The organism is Streptomyces sp. NPDC088732, from assembly GCF_044751205.1.
Lineage (GTDB): Bacteria > Actinomycetota > Actinomycetes > Streptomycetales > Streptomycetaceae > Actinacidiphila.
On record NZ_JBIVLI010000012.1, the window covers coordinates 1 to 16,029 of the forward strand.

Genomic DNA, 16,029 nt, shown 5'->3' on the forward strand with positions numbered 1-16,029 from the left:
GACCACGCCGTGCCGCTGCCCGCGATCACCGCGTCGCTCTTCGCGCGCTTCGCCTCGCGCCAGGACGACTCCCCCCAGATGAAGATGATCGCCGCACTGCGCAACCAGTTCGGCGGCCACGCCGTCGAGAGCGCCGACGGCGGCAAGTAGTCACCGCCGGATCCCGGTGGCGCCGGCCGTTCCCACGCCGGCGCCGCCGCCCGTCGGCCCACTCCCGACCCACCCCGCACACCGCACCCTCCTGACGCCGAAAGTGGATGAACGACCATGGGCGATCTGCTCCTGCTCCGCCACGGCGAGACCGCGTGGACCCTGACCCGGCAGCACACCAGCCACACCGACCTCCCGCTCACGGCCCACGGCGAGGAGGAGGCCGCCCGCGTCGCCCCCCTGCTCGCCGCCCACGACGTCGGCCTCGTGCTGACCAGCCCGCTGCGCCGCGCCGTGCGCACGGCGGAACTGGCCGGGGCGACCGCCGCCGAGATCGATCCCGACCTGCGCGAATGGGACTACGGCGGCTACGAGGGCATCACCACCGCGGAGATCCAGCGCACCCGCCCGGCATGGAACCTGTGGTCCGACGGAGTGGCCCCCGGGCCCGCCGCCCACCCGGGGGAGAGCCCCCGCGACGTGGGCCGCCGCGCCGACCGGGTGCTCGCCCGCGTCGAGCCGATGCTGCGCGACCCCGCCGCCGGCGATGTGCTCCTCGTGGCCCACGGCCACATCCTGCGCGTCCTCACCGCCCGCCGCCTCGGCCTGCCGGCCTCCGCGGGATCACTGTTCGCCCTGGACACCGGCACCGTCAGCCGGCTCGGCGTCGAGCACGGCCGCCCCGTCATCAAGGCCTGGAACGGCACGGGCACCCCGGCCGCGGCGTAGCCCCGTCGGTCCGCGGGCACCAAGGTCCCGCCGAACGTGGTGTCCCCGGCCCAATGACCGCTCCCGCCACGGCTCCTAGCCTCGAAGGGGCAGCACACGGCACAGCCGGTGCCCCGGCAGCCGTACCGGGAAAGGACCTGCCATGGCGCACACACCCCTGCTGGAGGGACTGCACGTCGTCGACCTCGCGAGCTTCATCGCCGGTCCCGCCGCGGCCACGGTGCTCGGGGACTTCGGCGCCGACGTCGTCAAGGTCGAACCACCGCACGTCGGCGACAGCTACCGCGCGCTCAGCCGCTTCCCGCCGAACCCCCGCGCCGAGGGGGTCAACTACCCCTGGCAGCTGGACAACCGCAACAAGCGCAGCATCGCCCTCGACCTGAAGTCCCCCGAAGCCCGGCCCGTGGTCGAGCGGTTGGCGGTCTGGGCGGACGTGCTGGTGACCAACTTCCCGCCGCGCACCCGGGCCGGGCTGCGCCTGGACTACGACGACCTGGCCCCCCTCAACCCCCGGCTGGTCTACGCCGACGTCACCGGCTTCGGCGAGGAGGGCCCGGACGCGCACCTGCCCGGCTTCGACGCGACCGCCTTCTGGGCGCGCACCGGCCTGATGGACGTGACGCGCGTTCGCGGGGCGCCGCCGGTGATCAACGCGTTCGGCTCGGGCGACCACCCGACGGCGATCACCTTGTTCGCCGGCATCATGACCGCGCTGTACCGGCGGGAGAGGACCGGCGAGGGCGCCCGCGTCACGGCCTCCCTGATCGCCGAGGGCGCCTGGTCCGCGAGCATGTGGCTGCAGGCCGTGCTGGTCGGCGCCAAGGGCCCCCGCCCGTCCGACCGCACCGACCCGCCGAACGCGCTCGCCAATGTGTACCGCACGGCCGACGACCGCTGGCTGCTGCTGGCCTTCGCCAACGAGGACAAGCAGGTCCCGCTCTTCCTCCGGGCCATCGGCCGTCCCGAGGCGGCCCGCAACCCCGACTACGCCGACACACCGAGCCGCCGCCTCCACGCCGCGGAGATCGCCGCCGTGCTGGACAGGACCTTCGCGACCCGTCCCCTGGCGGAGTGGCGCGCGCTGCTCGATGCCGCGGGCCTCACGTACGGGGTCGTGCAGACCTTCGAGGAGTGCGCCCGCGACCCCCAACTGCTCGCCAACCGGGTCCTCGTCCCGATCGAGGACGGCGCCGGCGGGCAGCACCTGACGGTCGACAGCCCGGTGCGGCTGGACCAGGAACCGAAGGTGCCTCCCCGGCCGGCCCCCGATCTGGGCGAGCACACCGATTCCGTGCTCCGCGACCTCGGCTACGACGACGCCGGGATCGCGGGCCTCCGCAAGGCGGCGGCGGTCGACTGAAACGGCGGCGGACGGCGCGGCCCGCACCGCATCCATCCCTCCCAGGCAAGGCCCCACCATGCGCACCCAGGACGTGACCCAGCAGCTCACCACCCCCTTGGACGCCCCGGCCTACCCGCCGGGCCCGTACCGCTTCACCGACCGGGAGTACCTCGACATCACCTACCGCACGGACCCCGAGGCCCTGGAACGGCTCGTGCCCGCACCCCTGCGGGTCGCCGACCCGACGGTGCGGTTCGAGTTCATGAGGATGCCCGACACCACCGGCCTCGGGGACTACGCCGAGTCCGGCCAGGTGCTCTCCGTGGAGTACGAGGGCGAACGGGGCGAGTACGTCTCCGCGATGTACGTCGACAGCCTCCCGGCCATCGCCAGCGGCCGTGAACTCAGCGCCTACCCGAAGAAGCTCGGCGCCCCGCGGCTGACCGTCGACTCCGACACCCTGGTCGGCACCCTCGACTACGGCTCGCTGCGGGTGGCGACGGCCACCATGGGCTACAAGCACGCCCCGCTCGCCGCGGACCGGGCACGCGACGAGGTCTGCCGACCCACCTTCATGCTGAAGATCCTCCGCGGCTACACCGGCAGGCCGCGCATCTGCGAACTGGTCAGGTTCCAGGTCACGGACATCACCGTCAAGGGCTCCTGGACCGGTCCCGCCCGGCTGCAGCTCTTCCAGCACGCCCTGGCGCCGGTGGCGGACCTCCCGGTCCTCGAAGTCCTCTCCGCCGGCCACATCCTGACCGACCTCACCCTGCCGCCCGCCGAGGTCGTCCACGACTACCTCGCGTGACTTCCCCCGAGGACCACCGCGCCCAGGTGCTCCACGGCGAGCAGCGCGACGTCCAGATCGGTGCGCCCTTCCTGGACGGTGTGCCCCATGGCCTCCTCGGCCTTGCGGATCCGGTACTGCACGGTGTTCTTGTGCAGGATCTGGCGTGCGGCGGTGGCAGTGTGACTGCAACCGGTGGCCAGGAAGACGCGCAGTGTCTCCCGCAGCCGCGAGGCGTGCTCGTCGTCGGCGGCGAGCGGCCCCAGGACCCCCCTGACCCAGGCGCCCAGGGCGTCGACGTCCCCGCACATCAAGGCGATCGGCGCGACCCGGTCGTAGGCCGTGAACCGGCAGGCGGACCGTGCGGTCGTGGCGAGTTCCTGCGCGCGCAGGGCCTGCCGGTGGGTGCGGCGGAAGCCCTCGACGCCCTGCTCCACACCTCCGGCGCAGACCCGCACGGCGGGATCGGCGTCCTCCACCAGGTCCGACAGCCGCTCCCAGGGGACCTGGCGGCGCGGGCCCAGCGGCAGCCAGGCCCAGGCGAGGACTTCGTCCTGGGGGACGAAGAGCGGGCCGGCGGCGCAGCCCAGGCCCCGGGCGAGTTCGGCGGTGAACCGGCCGAGCCGGGCCGTCGCGGCACCGTCGCGGCCGGGTGCGGGGAGCCAGGCCACCAGCCCCAGGTGGTGCTGGGCCAGCGGGTAGCCGAGGGCCGGCACCGCCCGGCCGGGATCGGCGTCCTCCTCCGCGAGGACGTCCCGGACCCGTGCGGCGAGCCCGGCGGTCCCGTTCAGCAGCCAGAGGTCCCGTTCCCGCCGGTGGACCTCGGTGACGCGCTCGGTGACGCGGTCGACCCAGTCGAAGCTCACCGCCAGCATGCGGGCGGTCGTCGCGGCGGACAACTCCTCGTCCGGCGACCGGTGGTGGAGCTCGTCGAGACACCGCTGCAGGAACCGCCCGTGCATGATGCGGAAGGCCCTGATCAGCGCGGTGACCGGGACGTCGCGCTGCGCCAGCCGCCGCGCGTACTCCCGGGCCGCCGCGGGTTCTCCGGCGGTGTCCGGCGGAATGCCGTTCTCGAAGACGTCCAGCAGGGTCGCGGCACTCTCCGAGACAGCGGCGTGCAGGAGCCTCAGAAGGGTCCCGTCGTAGCCGAGTTGCGGCAGTTCCGCGACCACGTGGTCCCGGATGCCGCGACTGACGTCCGGCAGGCGCGGCCTCATGTGCGCCGCGGTCAGGGAGAGTTGCTTCGCGGCCTCGGGAGCGCTCCCCGTCGTGTCCATGCGCGTCCGCCGCCGTCGCCCTACCGCCTGCCCGCCCCGGCCGGAGGGGCGATCTGCTGTTTGAGGACCTTTCCGGTGGGCCCCTTCGGCAGCGAGTCCACCATCCAGATCCTTCGCGGGTACTTGTACGCGGCGACCCGGCCCTTGACGTACTCCTGCAGTTCCCCGGCCGTGGCGTGGGCTCCCGGCGCGAGGACGACCGCCGCGCCGACCTCCTCGCCGAGATCGGTATCGGGCAGCCCCACGACCGCCGCTTCCGAGACCGCCGGATGCGTGTACAGCACGGCCTCGATCTCCCGCGGGTACACGTTGTTCCCGCCGCGGATGATGACGTCCTTCTGCCGCCCCACGATCCAGAAGTAGCCGTCCTCGTCGACCCGGCCGAGGTCGCCGGTGTGGAGCCGGCCGCCGCGGATGGCGGCCGCGGTGTCCTCGGGGCGCCGCCAGTAGCCCTTCATCACGTTGTGACCGCTGATCACGATCTCGCCGGTCTCCCCGCACGGCACTTCCTCGCCCTTGCCGTCGACCACCTGCATCCGGACGCCCGGCGCCGGGATGCCGACGGAACCCGGCTTGTGCGCGCCCTGGAGGGGGTTGAACGCGGCGACGGGCGAGGTCTCCGACATGCCGTACCCCTCGAGCACCGCGCAGCCGAACGCGGCCTCGAAGTCGCGCAGCACCTGGCCCGGCAACGACGCACCGCCGGAGATGCACAGCCGCAGCCGGGACAGGTCGTAGCTCTCCCTGCCGGGCGGCTGCAGCAGCCTGCGGAAGATCGTCGGCACTCCGGCCAGGACGGTCACCCCGTGCTCGGCGAGGACGGCCAGGGCCGCCTCCGCGCGGAAGTGCTGGACCAGCGTCAGGCAGGCCCCGGCGGTGACGGAGGCGTTGAGCGTGCAGGTCTGCCCGAACGCGTGGAACAGCGGCAGGCCCCCGAAGACCACGTCGTCGGGGCCGAGCCGGATCAGCTCGGCGGCCACGTCGCGGTTGCGGGTCAGGTTGGCATGGGTCAGCTCCGCGCCCTTCGGGTGCCCGGTCGTGCCCGAGGTGTAGAGGATCACCGCGGTGTCGTCCGCGTGCCGGTCGGTCATGTCCCCGGTGGAGGGGCCGGACGCGAGCAGCCCGTCGAACCCGCCGGGTTCGACCACGGCCATCTCGGCCCCGGCCTGCCGGGCACCGGCCCGCGCCTCGCCGGCGACGGCGTGCCACACGAAGAGCAGCCGCGCGCCCGAGTCGCCCAGGTAGTAGGCGACCTCGGGGGACTTGAGCAGCGGGTTCATCGGGACGACGATGCCGCCGGCCCGGAGCGCGCCGAAGTACGCTACGGCGAATTCCGGGGTGTTGGGCAGCATGATCGCGACGCGGTCGCCCGGTGCGACGCCCCGGTCGCGCAGCCGCCGTGCCAGCGCGGCACTGCCCTCGTCGAGGGCGCGGTACGCAACGGTGTCGGACCCGGCGCGCAGTGCCGCGCGGTCCGGGTGGGCGCGGGCGCTGTCCACCAGGTCAGAAGCGAGGTTCATACCGGAACCGCCCTCCAGCGTCGTGCCGCCGCACCGGGCCGCAGACCAACCGGAGCGCGGTGCAGGCGCCGCTCTCCCTTGTGACGCTACGCCCCGGTGCAGGGCCCGGCCACCGCACCGTGCGGCGGCCCGCCGCACGGTGCGGTGACTCAGTTCGCCGGCGGAAGGTCCACCAGCGCCGCCAGGGCGGCCCGGTGGCGGCCGGGCGTACCCAGCGCGATCTCGTCGGCCTTGGCGCGCTTCAGATACAGGTGCGCGGGGTGCTCCCAGGTCATGCCGATGCCGGCGTGCAGCTGGATGCACTCCTCGGCGGCACGCACCGCCACCGGCGCGCAGAACGCCTGCGCCACGGCGACCGCCACCGCCGCCTCCCGGTCGCCGCGCGCGAGCGCGTCGGCGGCGTTGCGGGCGGCGGCACGGGCCTGCACGAGTTCGAGCCACAGGTCCGCGAACCGGTGCTTGAGCGCCTGGAACGAGCCGACCGCGCGGCCGAACTGGTGCCGCTCCTTCAGATACCGCACCGTCTCGTCCAGGCACCACTGCGCGACGCCCAGTTGCTCCGACGCCAGCAGCCCCGCGCCGGTCAGCAGCGCGGCGCGCAGCGCCGCGGCGGCACTCCCGGGACCCGCGACGCGACGGCCCGCAGTCCCGGTGAACGTGATGTCGGCGATGGGCCGGGTCAGGTCGAGCGGTACGGGAACGGATGCCTCGACTCCCTCGGCGTCCGCCCGCACCACGTACAGCTCCGGGCCGCCGGGACCCAGCGCGGGCACGAGCAGCAGCCCGGCGGCGGAACCGTCCGCCACGCTGGTCACGCGCCCGGTCAGCACTCCGTCCGCGTCCGCGCGCACCGTCGCGGGGAAGGCCGCGTCCGGCGCGGTGGGCAGGGGCACGGCGAGCGCCGCCGGCTCCGTGCCCTCGGCGAGCCGGGCCGCCACCGCGTCCGCGTCCTCGGTGCCCGCCGCGAGCAGGGCGGACGTCGCCAGCACGGCACTGCCCAGGAACGGAACCGGCGCGACGAAGGCGCCCAGCTCCTCCAGCACCACCGCGGCCTCCCGGGCCGAGGCGCCCTGACCGCCCAGCTTCTCCGGCACCAGCAGCCCCGCGAGGCCCATTTCCCGCGCGAGCGTGCGCCACAGCGCCCCGTCGTGGGACGCGCCGCCGGCGACGTGCGCCAGCACGTCCGCGGGCGCGCACCGGTCCGCGAGCAGCCCGCGCACCGCCGAGCGCAGATCGTCCTCGACGTCGGAGTACAGCAGATCGGAACTCATCGCGGCAGGTCCTTCCACGGGACGTCCTTGTCCGTACGGGGCTCGGAGGGCAGGCCGAGGACCCGCTCGGAGATGATGTTGCGCAGGATCTCGGACGTGCCGCCCTCGATCGAGTTGCCCTTCGCCCGCAGGTAGCGGTAGCCGGCGTCGCGGCCGTAGAAGTCGACGATCTCCGGCCGGGTCATCGTCCAGTCGCCGTAGCGCAGTCCGTCCTCGCCCAGCAGCTCGACCTCCAGCCCGCTGACGCGCTGGTTGAGCGCGGCGAACGCCAGCTTCATGCCCGAGCCCTCGGGGCCGGGCGCGCCCACCGCGAGCTGCTGGCGCAGCCGTTCGCCGGTGAGGCGGGTGACCTCGGCGTCCACCCAGAGCCGCAGCAGGCGGTCGTGCAGGTCCGGCGTGCGCAGCTCCGGCCGCTCCCGCCACGTCGTGGCGACCGTGCCGATCATGCCGCCCTCGCGGGGCAGCGCCGTGCCGCCGATCGCGACCCGCTCGTTCATCAGCGTCGTCTGCGCCACCCGCCAGCCGTCGCCGACGGCACCGAGGCGGTGCGCGTCCGGGATCCGGACGCCGGTGAGGAAGACCTCGTTGAACTCCGCCTCGCCCGTGATCTGGCGCAGCGGCCGCACCTCCACCCCGGGGTCGCTCATGTCGCACACGAAGTACGTGATGCCCTGGTGCTTAGGGAGGTCCGGGTCGGTGCGGGCGATCAGGATCGCCCAGCGCGCGTTGTGGGCGTTGGACGTCCACACCTTCTGGCCGGACACGATCCAGTCGTCGCCGTCCCTGACCGCCCGGGTGCGCAGGCCCGCGAGGTCGGACCCGGCGCCCGGCTCGCTGAACAGCTGGCACCAGACCTCCTCGCCGGTCCACAGCGGGCGCAGGAAGCGGGACTTCTGCTCCTCGGTGCCGTAGCGGAGGACGGTCGGGGCCGCCATTCCCAGGCCGATGCCGATGCGGCGGGGCTCGTTGTCCGGCGCCCCGGCGGCGGTCAGCTCCGCGTCCACCACGGCCTGCAGCGCACGGGGCGCGCCGAGCCCGCCGAGGCCCTCCGGGTAGTGCACCCACGCCAGCCCGGCGTCGAACCGGGCCCGCAGGAAGTCCGGGCGGTCGGTCGCCGCGGGATCGTACGAGGCGAGCAGCGTGCGCACGCGTTCGCGCAGCTCCTCGGGGGTGAGCGTCATGCGGTGCGTACCTCCGCGGTCGCGGTTCACTAAGCAAGCGCTTGGAAAGTAACCCACCGGGGCCTCTGGCGTCACCCCCTGGGGCTCCTTTTCCCCACCCTCCCTCCCGTGTGCCCGGCACGGTGAGTGCGGGCCCTGCGCTGCGTGCGTTGTGGGGTCGGCGCCGCTCCGGAGTCCTCCCCCAACCTTCGGCCGGGGGGACCCCCACGGCGCTCGCGGTGTGCCCCCACATCGTTCGGCATCGACCACGCAGTCTCCGCTCGTCCCTCCCCCAGCTACCGCTGGGAGGTGCCCCCAGCGGGCGGACCCCGGCGCACCCCCTCCCGGGGCCGTTGGGGCGACTGACGGCCGGTGGGGTGTCTGTGGGCGGTGACGGCGGAGCAGGTCGTTGGCGCGGCGCCAACGGGTGCCCGAGCACGGTGCCGTCCATACCCACCCACCGGGGATCAGGCGCGAGAGCTCACGGAGGGGGCGGGGTCGTAGGGGTGGCGTTCTGGACACTGGAGCATATTTGGGTGCACAACCCGGAGCGATCAATGCGAGTACCTGAGGCACCTAAATGTGCTGTCCAGAATGGCAGCCCCGGAGGGCCCGCACCCGGCCCCCACACAAGGCGCGTCGGGGTACCTGACTTCACAGGGCACACGGGCGGGAGGGCGGGGAAAAAACCCGGATCAGCGAAGCGCAGCGCTACGCGTGGGCCGCAACCCCGGAAGGGGACCGCAGGCCGCGTGAGGGGCCCTGACAGCCCTGCGCGGCGGCGATCCCGAGCGCCACGAGCAGCGTGACCGTCACGAACACGACGAGCCGCTGCCGCAGCAGTCGCCGGTCCGGGCCGCCGGGACGGCGGTTCGCCGGGGTGCGGCCGGAAGGGGTCCGGGCGGGCGTGCGGGCAGGGGTCCGCGGACCGGGGGCGGGCGTCCCCGGGGCCGTGCGCCGCTCCGTCTGCTGGTCGGCGTACGCCTGCGCCCGCGGGCCCGTGGGCCGCTCGGGGCGGGGGCCCGCCGCCTTGGGCACGATGTCCCGCCGGCCCGGACCGTGCCCGCGGGCCTCGCGGGCGGCGATCTCGGCGAGCCGCTCGGAGAGCCGCACCGTGCTGGGCCGTGCCTCCGGATCCTTCGTCAGGCAGGCGTGGACCAGGGGGGCGAGCGAGTCCGGGACGCCCGCGAGGTCCGGCTCCTCGTGGACGACGCGGTAGAGCATGACCTCCGAACTGCCCTGCCCGAAGGGCGAGTCGCCCGTGGCGGCGTAGGCCAGCGTCGCGCCGAAGGCGAAGACGTCCGTCGCGGGGGTGACGGCGGCCCCGCGGACCTGCTCCGGGGCGAGGAAGCCCGGGGAGCCGACCGCCGTGCCCACGTGGGTGAGCGTGCTTGCGCCGGTCGACCAGGCGATGCCGAAGTCGATGATGCGCGGACCCTTGGGCGACAGCAGGATGTTGGAGGGCTTCAGGTCGCGGTGGACGACCCCGGCCTCGTGCACGGCGACCAGGCCCTCGGCCAGGGCCGCGCCGATCGAGGCGACCTCGGCGGCCGGCAGGATGCCGTCGCGGGCGACCTTGTCGTGGAGGGAGGGGCCGGGCACGTACTGCGTGGCGAACCAGGGGCGTTCGGCCTCCAGGTCCGCGGCCACCAGCCGCGCCGTGCAGCCGCCGCGGATGCGCCGGGCGGCGGAGACCTCGCGGGCGAAGCGGGAGCGGAACTCCTGGTCCTCGGCGAGCTCGGGGCGGATCACCTTGAGCGCGACGCGCTGGCCGCGCTTGTCGGCGCCCAGGTACACCACCCCCATGCCGCCCGCGCCGAGTCTCCGGTGCAGCCGGAACGAGCCGACGACACGCGGGTCCTCGCGCCGGAGCCGCATCATCGTCATGTCGTCCATCCCCGCTGCCTGCCCGGCCAGTCTGACGTCGACAGCTTACGGACTGACAGAGCGTCGCGCCGCGAGGCCGCGCCCGCGCCGGACGGGGGATTGTCAGTGCCGGGTGGGATCCTTGAAGAGTGGGGAACGGTCCGGCCGATCCGGGGCCGGATTTTCTTCATGCCGTCAACAATCCATCGGGCAAGGGGGATTGACGCCATGAAAGGTGATCGTGTGGAGATCGTCGTGGACGCGGGGGACACGACCAGGACGTACGAAGTGGTGGCCACCAGGGCAGGTCGCAGGGTCGAGACGGCAGTGCGCCGAGGGGTGGTGGAAGTGAGCGAAGTCACCCGGTCCGGCTCGGTCGTGCGGACCGCGCGCTTCATGGCGACGCGGGTCCTCGCGCTGGTGGAGCAGCCCGTACCCAGGGACGACACCGAGGAGGGCGACGGGGACTGACCGCCCCGCCGCGCCCGTCCCCGGGACATCCCCTCGGGGATGTCCCGGGGCAACCGGCCGTCACCTCCACCCACGGGAGTACGCCAGGCGACGCGGAGTCATCCTGGGGGAGGCCGGAGAAGGGGTACGAAGGCATGACGACCCGCCCCGGGACGCCCGCCTAGTGTTGAGGTCAAGCGGCGGGCGGAGCACTCGTCCCCCGAGGTCAAACGCCCGCCGCCCTGAACATCACCACAAGGATGCACGACCACGGGACCCAGGAGAGGGCCATGGCGAACACGGTGAGCCGCCCGGTGCGGCCGGGGCGCGGCAGCAGGATCGCCGCCTTCGGCATACGTCCGTCCGGCACCCGGCACCCTCTGGTGGCGGTGGCCATGGCCCTGCCGCTGGCGGTGCTGCTCGCGGTGGTCTTCGGGGGCTGGGACGCGGTCGTCACACAGGCGTCGTCCGTAGCCGGTCTGATGGGGCGCTGACAGATCGCTCCGAGGGTCCGGAAGAGCGGTCCGGACCAGCGACAGCCGGTGAAGTAACCCCGTGGGGACGGGGGTCCGGCGGACGGCATGAGTGCCCGGGTACCTGTGGCGGTACCCGGGCATCTTCTTCAGGTTCTTCAGGTTCTTCCGGCATTGCCACCGCGCGGCGCGCTGCCGCACAGTGGGCCGGTGAAACCAGCAGTGGGGGAGTCGTTGACCAGCAGTGCACCGCCGCTGACGCGCGCCTTGGGGGCGGTCGCGGCAGCGGCCTCGGGGATTCCCGGCCCGGCGCGTCCGCCGGAGCCCGCCGTGCTGGCCGAGCGCGCCGAGTCCACGGTCGTGCGCAGCGGCGACCTGGTCGCCAAGGCCCACGCGGGCGACACCGACCCCGACGCGCTCTCCGTACGGCTGCGCGTGGCCGCGCATCCGCTGCTCGACGGCATCCTGCTGCCCCCGGCGGCGCTGCCCGGCCGTGACGGGGCCCTGAGCGCGCCCGTACAGGGCCGCACGGTGACGCTGTGGCCCTACGGCCGCCCCGTCGACCCCGACGAGACGGACGTCGCGCCCTGGCAGGACGCGGGCACGCTGCTCGCCCGGCTGCACTCGGTCCCGGTCGGCGCGCTGCCCGGCCCGCTGCCGCCCATGCGCGGGCCCGCCAAGGCGGCCCGGGGGGTGGCCCGGATGCTGGCGGCGGGCGCGCCGGAGCCGGCCGTCCTGGCGGCCTGGCGGGGGCTGCCCGCCTGGGCCCGTGACGAGGCACCGCAGCCGCGCGAAGGCGCCGCGCTGTGCCACGGCGACCTCCACCTGGGCCAACTGGTGCGCCACCCCGCGCCGCTGGGCCCGTGGCGGCTGATCGACGTGGACGATCTCGGGCTCGGCCGGCCCGCCTGGGACCTGGCCCGGCCCGCGATGTGGTTCGCGGCCGGGCTGCTGGACCCCGCCGACTGGGGCCGTTTCCTCGGCGCGTACCGCGCCGCCGGCGGCCCCGCCGTTCCCGCCGACGGCGATCCGTGGCCGCATCTGGACGTGGCGGCACGGGCGTTGGCGGTGCAGACGGCCGCCATAGCCGTCGCCAAGGCCGCTCGGGAGGGCCGCGCGCTGGACGGAACGGAACAAGCCGTCCTCGACACATGCCGCCGAATCGCGGAAGTAAAGTTCAGTTCAACGCCGGGGGAGAACCCCCGGCCGGTGCGAGCGAGGAGATGAGCCGACGATGCTCTGTCCCAAGTGTCATGGCCAAATGCAGACGTTCAACCGCAGTGGCGTCCAGATCGAGCAGTGCGTCAACTGCCGGGGAATCTTCCTGGACTACGGGGAGCTGGAGGCCCTGACCCGGGTGGAGTCGCAGTTCACCCAGCCCGCTCCGCCGCCCGGTTACCCGCAGGCCTACCCGCAGCAGCACGCCGCTCCGGCCTGGGGCGCGCCGCAGCACGGCGGTCACCACGGGGGCCACCACGGCGGCCACCACAAGCACAGCAGCTGGGCGCACATGCTCTTCTCGTCCTGAGACGACAGAGGGCCGGAGCAAACGCTCCGGCCCTCTGGGGTGGTGGACGATACTGGGATTGAACCAGTGACCTCTTCCGTGTCAGGGAAGCGCTCTCCCGCTGAGCTAATCGTCCTCGGGAACCACGGGTACCTCTGATACCGCGTGCGCGATACTGGGATTGAACCAGTGACCTCTTCCGTGTCAGGGAAGCGCTCTCCCGCTGAGCTAATCGCGCGTGAGGGAAGACCCTCGGGGGCCGAAGCCCCAGTGGACGATACTGGGATTGAACCAGTGACCTCTTCCGTGTCAGGGAAGCGCTCTCCCGCTGAGCTAATCGTCCGAAGAGGTGGAGACGGGATTTGAACCCGTGTAGACGGCTTTGCAGGCCGTTGCCTCGCCTCTCGGCCACTCCACCAGCGCGGGGGCCGGAACCCCCACTTCGAGCGGACGACGAGATTCGAACTCGCGACCCTCACCTTGGCAAGGTGATGCTCTACCAACTGAGCCACGTCCGCAGCGTCTCCCCCGGAGCTCGCACCCGGGCGGGACCTCGGCCGGGGCGCTTCCGCGTCCCGGCGACGAGTTGAACTCTAGCGGAAGACCGCCCCGCCTCCAAAACGCGTTTTCGCAGCGTGCCGGGTCGGTGACCAGCGCATCTGGCCCGCCGGTGCCGACTTACACTCGCATTCACCCTGACGGACCGACCTGGGAAGCCCCGTGCCCGACCTCGCCCCCCTCGCCAGAATCGGCGGCTTTCTCGCCTCCGACCTGCGGGATGTCACCAGCGACCCCGCCGCACTGGACTCCTCCGGCTTCTGGGCGGTCGTCGCCGGCTTCGAGGGCGGAACGGTCTGCGCGCGCTTCGGCACGGTCGTTCCCGATCCCGGACCGGCCCCCCGGCGCGCCGCCGCGCGCTGGCACGGCCCGGCCGCCGGCGCCTGGACGTCCTCCCTGGACCGCGCCGCCTACACCGCCGGAGTGCGCCGCGTGCGGGAGTACATCGCGGCCGGCGACGTCTACCAGGCCAACCTCTGCCGCGTGCTGTCCGCGCCGCTGCCCGACCCGGACGCCGACATCGACGCCCTCGGCGCCGCCCTCGCGCTCGGCAACCCGGCACCGTACGGGGGCACCGTCCGGCTGCCCGGGCACGGCGTGGAGATCGCCACCGCCTCCCCGGAGCTGTTCCTGCGCCGCCGCGGCGGCGTGATCGAGTCCGGGCCGATCAAGGGCACCGGCCGCACCGAGGCCGACCTGCTGCCCAAGGACCACGCCGAGAACGTCATGATCGTGGACCTGGTCCGCAACGACCTCGGACGGGTCTGCGCCACCGGCACGGTCACGGTCCCCGACCTGTGCGTCGTGGAGAAGCACCCCGGCCTGGTCCATCTGGTCTCCACCGTCCGCGGCGAGCTGCGCGAGGGAGCCGGCTGGCCCGACCTGCTGGCCGCCGCCTTCCCGCCCGGTTCCGTCACCGGTGCCCCCAAGTCCAGCGCCCTGCGCATCATCGAGGAGCTGGAGACGGCCCCCCGCGGCCCCTACTGCGGCGGCATCGGCTGGGTCGACGCCGACCGCCGCACCGGCGCCCTCGCGGTCGGCATCCGGACCTTCTGGATCGACCGCACCGCGCCCGGTCCGCCCCAGTTGCGCTTCGGCACCGGCGCCGGCATCACCTGGGGCTCGGACCCCGGGCGCGAGTGGGACGAGACCGAGCTGAAGGCGTCCCGGCTGCTGGCGGTAGCGTCGGGTGTGTACGACTGCGACGACGAGGCGGAGTGACACGGTGAGCACGACGATCTGGGTCAACGGCGCGCTGCGCGAGGCCGACGATGCCCTGGTGTCCGTGATGGACCACGGAATGACCGTGGGCGACGGCGTTTTCGAGACGCTCAAGGCCTCGCGGGGCACGGCCTTCGCCATGGACCGGCACCTGCGGCGCCTGGCCCGCTCGGCGGCGGGCCTGGGCCTGCCCGAGCCCGACCTCGACGCGGTGCGGCACGCGTGCGAGGCGGTCCTGGCCGCCGACCCGGTGCCGCTGGGCCGGCTGCGGATCACCTACACCGGCGGCACTTCGCCGCTGGGCTCCGAACGCGGCACCGCCGGCCCGACCCTCGTGGTCGCCCTCGGCTCGGCGAACCCGCGCCCGGACAGCACGGCCGTCATCACGGTGCCCTGGACGCGCAACGAGAAGGGCGCCCTGGCCGGGCTGAAGACCACGTCCTACGGCGAGAACGTCGTCGCCCTGGCCCGCGCCCACCGCGAGGGCGCCTCGGAGGCCCTGTTCGCCAACACTCAGGGGGCGCTCTGCGAGGGCACCGGCTCCAACGTCTTCGTCGTCGTGGGCGGCAAGCTGCTCACCCCGCCGCTGGCCTCCGGCTGCCTGGCCGGCATCACCCGCGAGCTGGTGGCGGACTGGGCCGGGGCCGAGGAGGCGGACCTGCCGCTGGACGTGCTCGAGCAGGCCGACGAGATCTTCCTGACCTCGACCCTGCGCGACGTGCAGGCCGTCCACCGCACCGACGCCCGTGAACTGCCCGGAACTCCGGGCCCGGTGACCGCCAAGGCGATGCGCGTCTTCGCCGAGCGCGCGGCCGAGAACGTCAACCCGTGACGTGCGGGCGCCGACCGAGTAGAACTCCTGACCATGACGACCACGCTGCGACCCGCGGAGCCCGAACAGACGTGGCGCGGCGGCGTCCGCGCCCGCCGCTACCACATCTGCGTCAACGGCCGCCCCGTGGGGGAGACGACGCTGTGCACGGACGCCCGGTTCGGCCCGGAGACCGGTCGCATCGTGGCCCTGCGGATCGAGCACGGCCAGCAGCGCCGGGGCCGCGGCACGGTCGCCGCCCTCGCCGCCGAGGAGGTGCTGCGGGACTGGGGCTGCCGCCGGATCGAGGTCACCGTCCGGTCCGGTGAGACCGCCGCGTTCCGGCTGGCCAGGACCCTCGGGTACTCGGAGCGGAACCGGAACATGCTCAAGGCGCTCCCCGACGCGCCGCCCGCGCTGCCGGAGGGCAGCGAGCCGCGGGCGATGACCGAGGCGGACTTCCCGGCGTGGCTGGCCCGGATGCAGGACGACTATGTGCGCAGCTGGACCCTGCGCGGCGTCCCCGAGGCGCAGGCCCGCGCCAAGGCCGAGGCCGACCACCGCTCCGCGCTGCCGGAGGGCCTGGCGACCCCCGGCATCGTGCTGCGGGTCCTCCGCGTCGGCGGCGAGGACGTCGGCGACCTGTGGGTGGGCCGCCGGGCCACGGACGACGGCGAGCCGGCCGGCTACGTCTACGACGTCCATGTGGCCGAGGCCCACCGCGGCCGCGGCCACGGGCGCACCCTGATGCTCGCCGCCGAGGGCGCCTGCGTCGCCGACGGGCTGCACTGGCTCGGCCTCAACGTCTTCGCCGGCAACGATCCCGCGCTGCGGCTGTACGAGTCGCTGGGCTACCGCACCACGCAGGTCCACTTCGCCAAACCGCTGCTCTGACAGCGGC

The 16,029-nt window shown here is 73.9% G+C and carries 15 protein-coding genes, 5 tRNA genes and 1 pseudogene; 11 read left to right on the forward strand and 10 right to left on the reverse strand.

Features of this window, described 5'->3' with window-relative positions:
• From ACIP9H_RS20785 to ACIP9H_RS20800, 4 genes and pseudogenes are all read left to right on the forward strand, one after another.
• A pseudogene (locus tag ACIP9H_RS20785) lies at positions 1–150 on the forward strand (6-phosphogluconate dehydrogenase); the annotation flags it as partial.
• Positions 151–267: 117 nt separating this feature from the next.
• Positions 268–879 carry a histidine phosphatase family protein gene (locus ACIP9H_RS20790; protein WP_401594035.1) on the forward strand — a complete coding sequence of 204 codons (612 nt, stop codon included), beginning with the start codon at positions 268–270 and terminating at the stop codon, positions 877–879.
• A 142-nt stretch (positions 880–1,021) separates the two neighbouring features.
• A complete protein-coding gene (locus tag ACIP9H_RS20795) occupies positions 1,022–2,239 on the forward strand; it encodes a CaiB/BaiF CoA transferase family protein (RefSeq protein ID WP_401594038.1) in 1,218 nt (405 codons plus the stop codon).
• Positions 2,240–2,297: 58 nt separating this feature from the next.
• The gene (locus ACIP9H_RS20800; protein WP_401594040.1) at positions 2,298–3,032 is read left to right on the forward strand and encodes an acetoacetate decarboxylase; all 735 of its coding nucleotides are present in this window, start codon (positions 2,298–2,300) and stop codon (positions 3,030–3,032) included.
• Here ACIP9H_RS20800 and ACIP9H_RS20805 read toward each other — a convergent pair.
• The 5 genes from ACIP9H_RS20805 to ACIP9H_RS20825 all read right to left on the reverse strand — a co-directional run bounded on the left by ACIP9H_RS20805 (position 3,020) and on the right by ACIP9H_RS20825 (position 10,129).
• Positions 3,020–4,291 carry a PucR family transcriptional regulator gene (locus ACIP9H_RS20805; RefSeq protein ID WP_401960117.1) on the reverse strand — a complete coding sequence of 424 codons (1,272 nt, stop codon included), beginning with the start codon at positions 4,289–4,291 and terminating at the stop codon, positions 3,020–3,022. The genes ACIP9H_RS20800 and ACIP9H_RS20805 overlap by 13 nt on opposite strands.
• A 20-nt stretch (positions 4,292–4,311) precedes the next feature.
• Positions 4,312–5,811 (reverse strand): long-chain fatty acid--CoA ligase, encoded by a 1,500-nt coding sequence (locus ACIP9H_RS20810; RefSeq protein WP_401594044.1) that lies wholly within the window; start codon positions 5,809–5,811, stop codon positions 4,312–4,314.
• 149 nt (positions 5,812–5,960) lie between these two features.
• The gene (locus tag ACIP9H_RS20815; RefSeq protein WP_401960120.1) at positions 5,961–7,082 is read right to left on the reverse strand and encodes an acyl-CoA dehydrogenase family protein; all 1,122 of its coding nucleotides are present in this window, start codon (positions 7,080–7,082) and stop codon (positions 5,961–5,963) included.
• Complete coding sequence (locus tag ACIP9H_RS20820; RefSeq protein WP_401960122.1) at positions 7,079–8,263, reverse strand: acyl-CoA dehydrogenase family protein; 1,185 nt, start codon at positions 8,261–8,263, stop codon at positions 7,079–7,081. The genes ACIP9H_RS20815 and ACIP9H_RS20820 overlap by 4 nt, the downstream gene beginning before the upstream one ends.
• Positions 8,264–8,953: 690 nt before the next feature.
• Complete coding sequence (locus tag ACIP9H_RS20825; protein ID WP_401594346.1) at positions 8,954–10,129, reverse strand: protein kinase; 1,176 nt, start codon at positions 10,127–10,129, stop codon at positions 8,954–8,956.
• Positions 10,130–10,336: 207 nt separating this feature from the next.
• Here ACIP9H_RS20825 and ACIP9H_RS20830 point away from each other — a divergent pair, with 207 nt between their 5' ends.
• The 4 genes from ACIP9H_RS20830 to ACIP9H_RS20845 all read left to right on the forward strand — a co-directional run bounded on the left by ACIP9H_RS20830 (position 10,337) and on the right by ACIP9H_RS20845 (position 12,559).
• Positions 10,337–10,579, forward strand: coding sequence for a hypothetical protein (locus tag ACIP9H_RS20830; RefSeq protein ID WP_360917241.1), 243 nt, complete (start codon positions 10,337–10,339; stop codon positions 10,577–10,579).
• A gap of 269 nt (positions 10,580–10,848) precedes the next feature.
• Positions 10,849–11,052 (forward strand): hypothetical protein, encoded by a 204-nt coding sequence (locus ACIP9H_RS20835; RefSeq protein WP_360917238.1) that lies wholly within the window; start codon positions 10,849–10,851, stop codon positions 11,050–11,052.
• Positions 11,053–11,265: 213 nt separating this feature from the next.
• The gene (locus tag ACIP9H_RS20840) at positions 11,266–12,258 is read left to right on the forward strand and encodes a phosphotransferase (protein WP_401960281.1); all 993 of its coding nucleotides are present in this window, start codon (positions 11,266–11,268) and stop codon (positions 12,256–12,258) included.
• Positions 12,259–12,265: 7 nt separating this feature from the next.
• A complete protein-coding gene (locus ACIP9H_RS20845) occupies positions 12,266–12,559 on the forward strand; it encodes a zf-TFIIB domain-containing protein (protein ID WP_401960125.1) in 294 nt (97 codons plus the stop codon).
• Between the two features lie 40 nt (positions 12,560–12,599).
• Here the strand turns inward: ACIP9H_RS20845 and ACIP9H_RS20850 are convergent.
• The 5 genes from ACIP9H_RS20850 to ACIP9H_RS20870 form a co-directional block, all read right to left on the reverse strand.
• A tRNA-Val gene (locus ACIP9H_RS20850) sits at positions 12,600–12,674 on the reverse strand.
• 30 nt (positions 12,675–12,704) lie between these two features.
• Positions 12,705–12,776 (reverse strand) — tRNA-Val (locus ACIP9H_RS20855).
• Positions 12,777–12,809: 33 nt separating this feature from the next.
• Positions 12,810–12,881: transfer RNA gene (locus ACIP9H_RS20860), tRNA-Val, on the reverse strand.
• 4 nt (positions 12,882–12,885) lie between these two features.
• Positions 12,886–12,956: transfer RNA gene (locus ACIP9H_RS20865), tRNA-Cys, on the reverse strand.
• Positions 12,957–12,983: 27 nt separating this feature from the next.
• Positions 12,984–13,056: transfer RNA gene (locus ACIP9H_RS20870), tRNA-Gly, on the reverse strand.
• Positions 13,057–13,258: 202 nt separating this feature from the next.
• On the opposite strand from ACIP9H_RS20870, the gene ACIP9H_RS20875 reads away from it, so the two are divergent.
• The 3 genes from ACIP9H_RS20875 (at position 13,259) to ACIP9H_RS20885 (ending at position 16,022) form a co-directional block, all read left to right on the forward strand.
• Positions 13,259–14,317: a chorismate-binding protein gene (locus ACIP9H_RS20875; protein WP_401594056.1), complete on the forward strand. Its 1,059-nt coding sequence runs from the start codon at positions 13,259–13,261 to the stop codon at positions 14,315–14,317.
• Positions 14,318–14,384: 67 nt separating this feature from the next.
• Positions 14,385–15,149 carry an aminotransferase class IV gene (locus tag ACIP9H_RS20880; RefSeq protein ID WP_401594352.1) on the forward strand — a complete coding sequence of 255 codons (765 nt, stop codon included), beginning with the start codon at positions 14,385–14,387 and terminating at the stop codon, positions 15,147–15,149.
• Between the two features lie 33 nt (positions 15,150–15,182).
• Positions 15,183–16,022: a GNAT family N-acetyltransferase gene (locus tag ACIP9H_RS20885; RefSeq protein WP_401594058.1), complete on the forward strand. Its 840-nt coding sequence runs from the start codon at positions 15,183–15,185 to the stop codon at positions 16,020–16,022.
• The last annotated feature ends 7 nt before the right edge of the window (positions 16,023–16,029 follow it).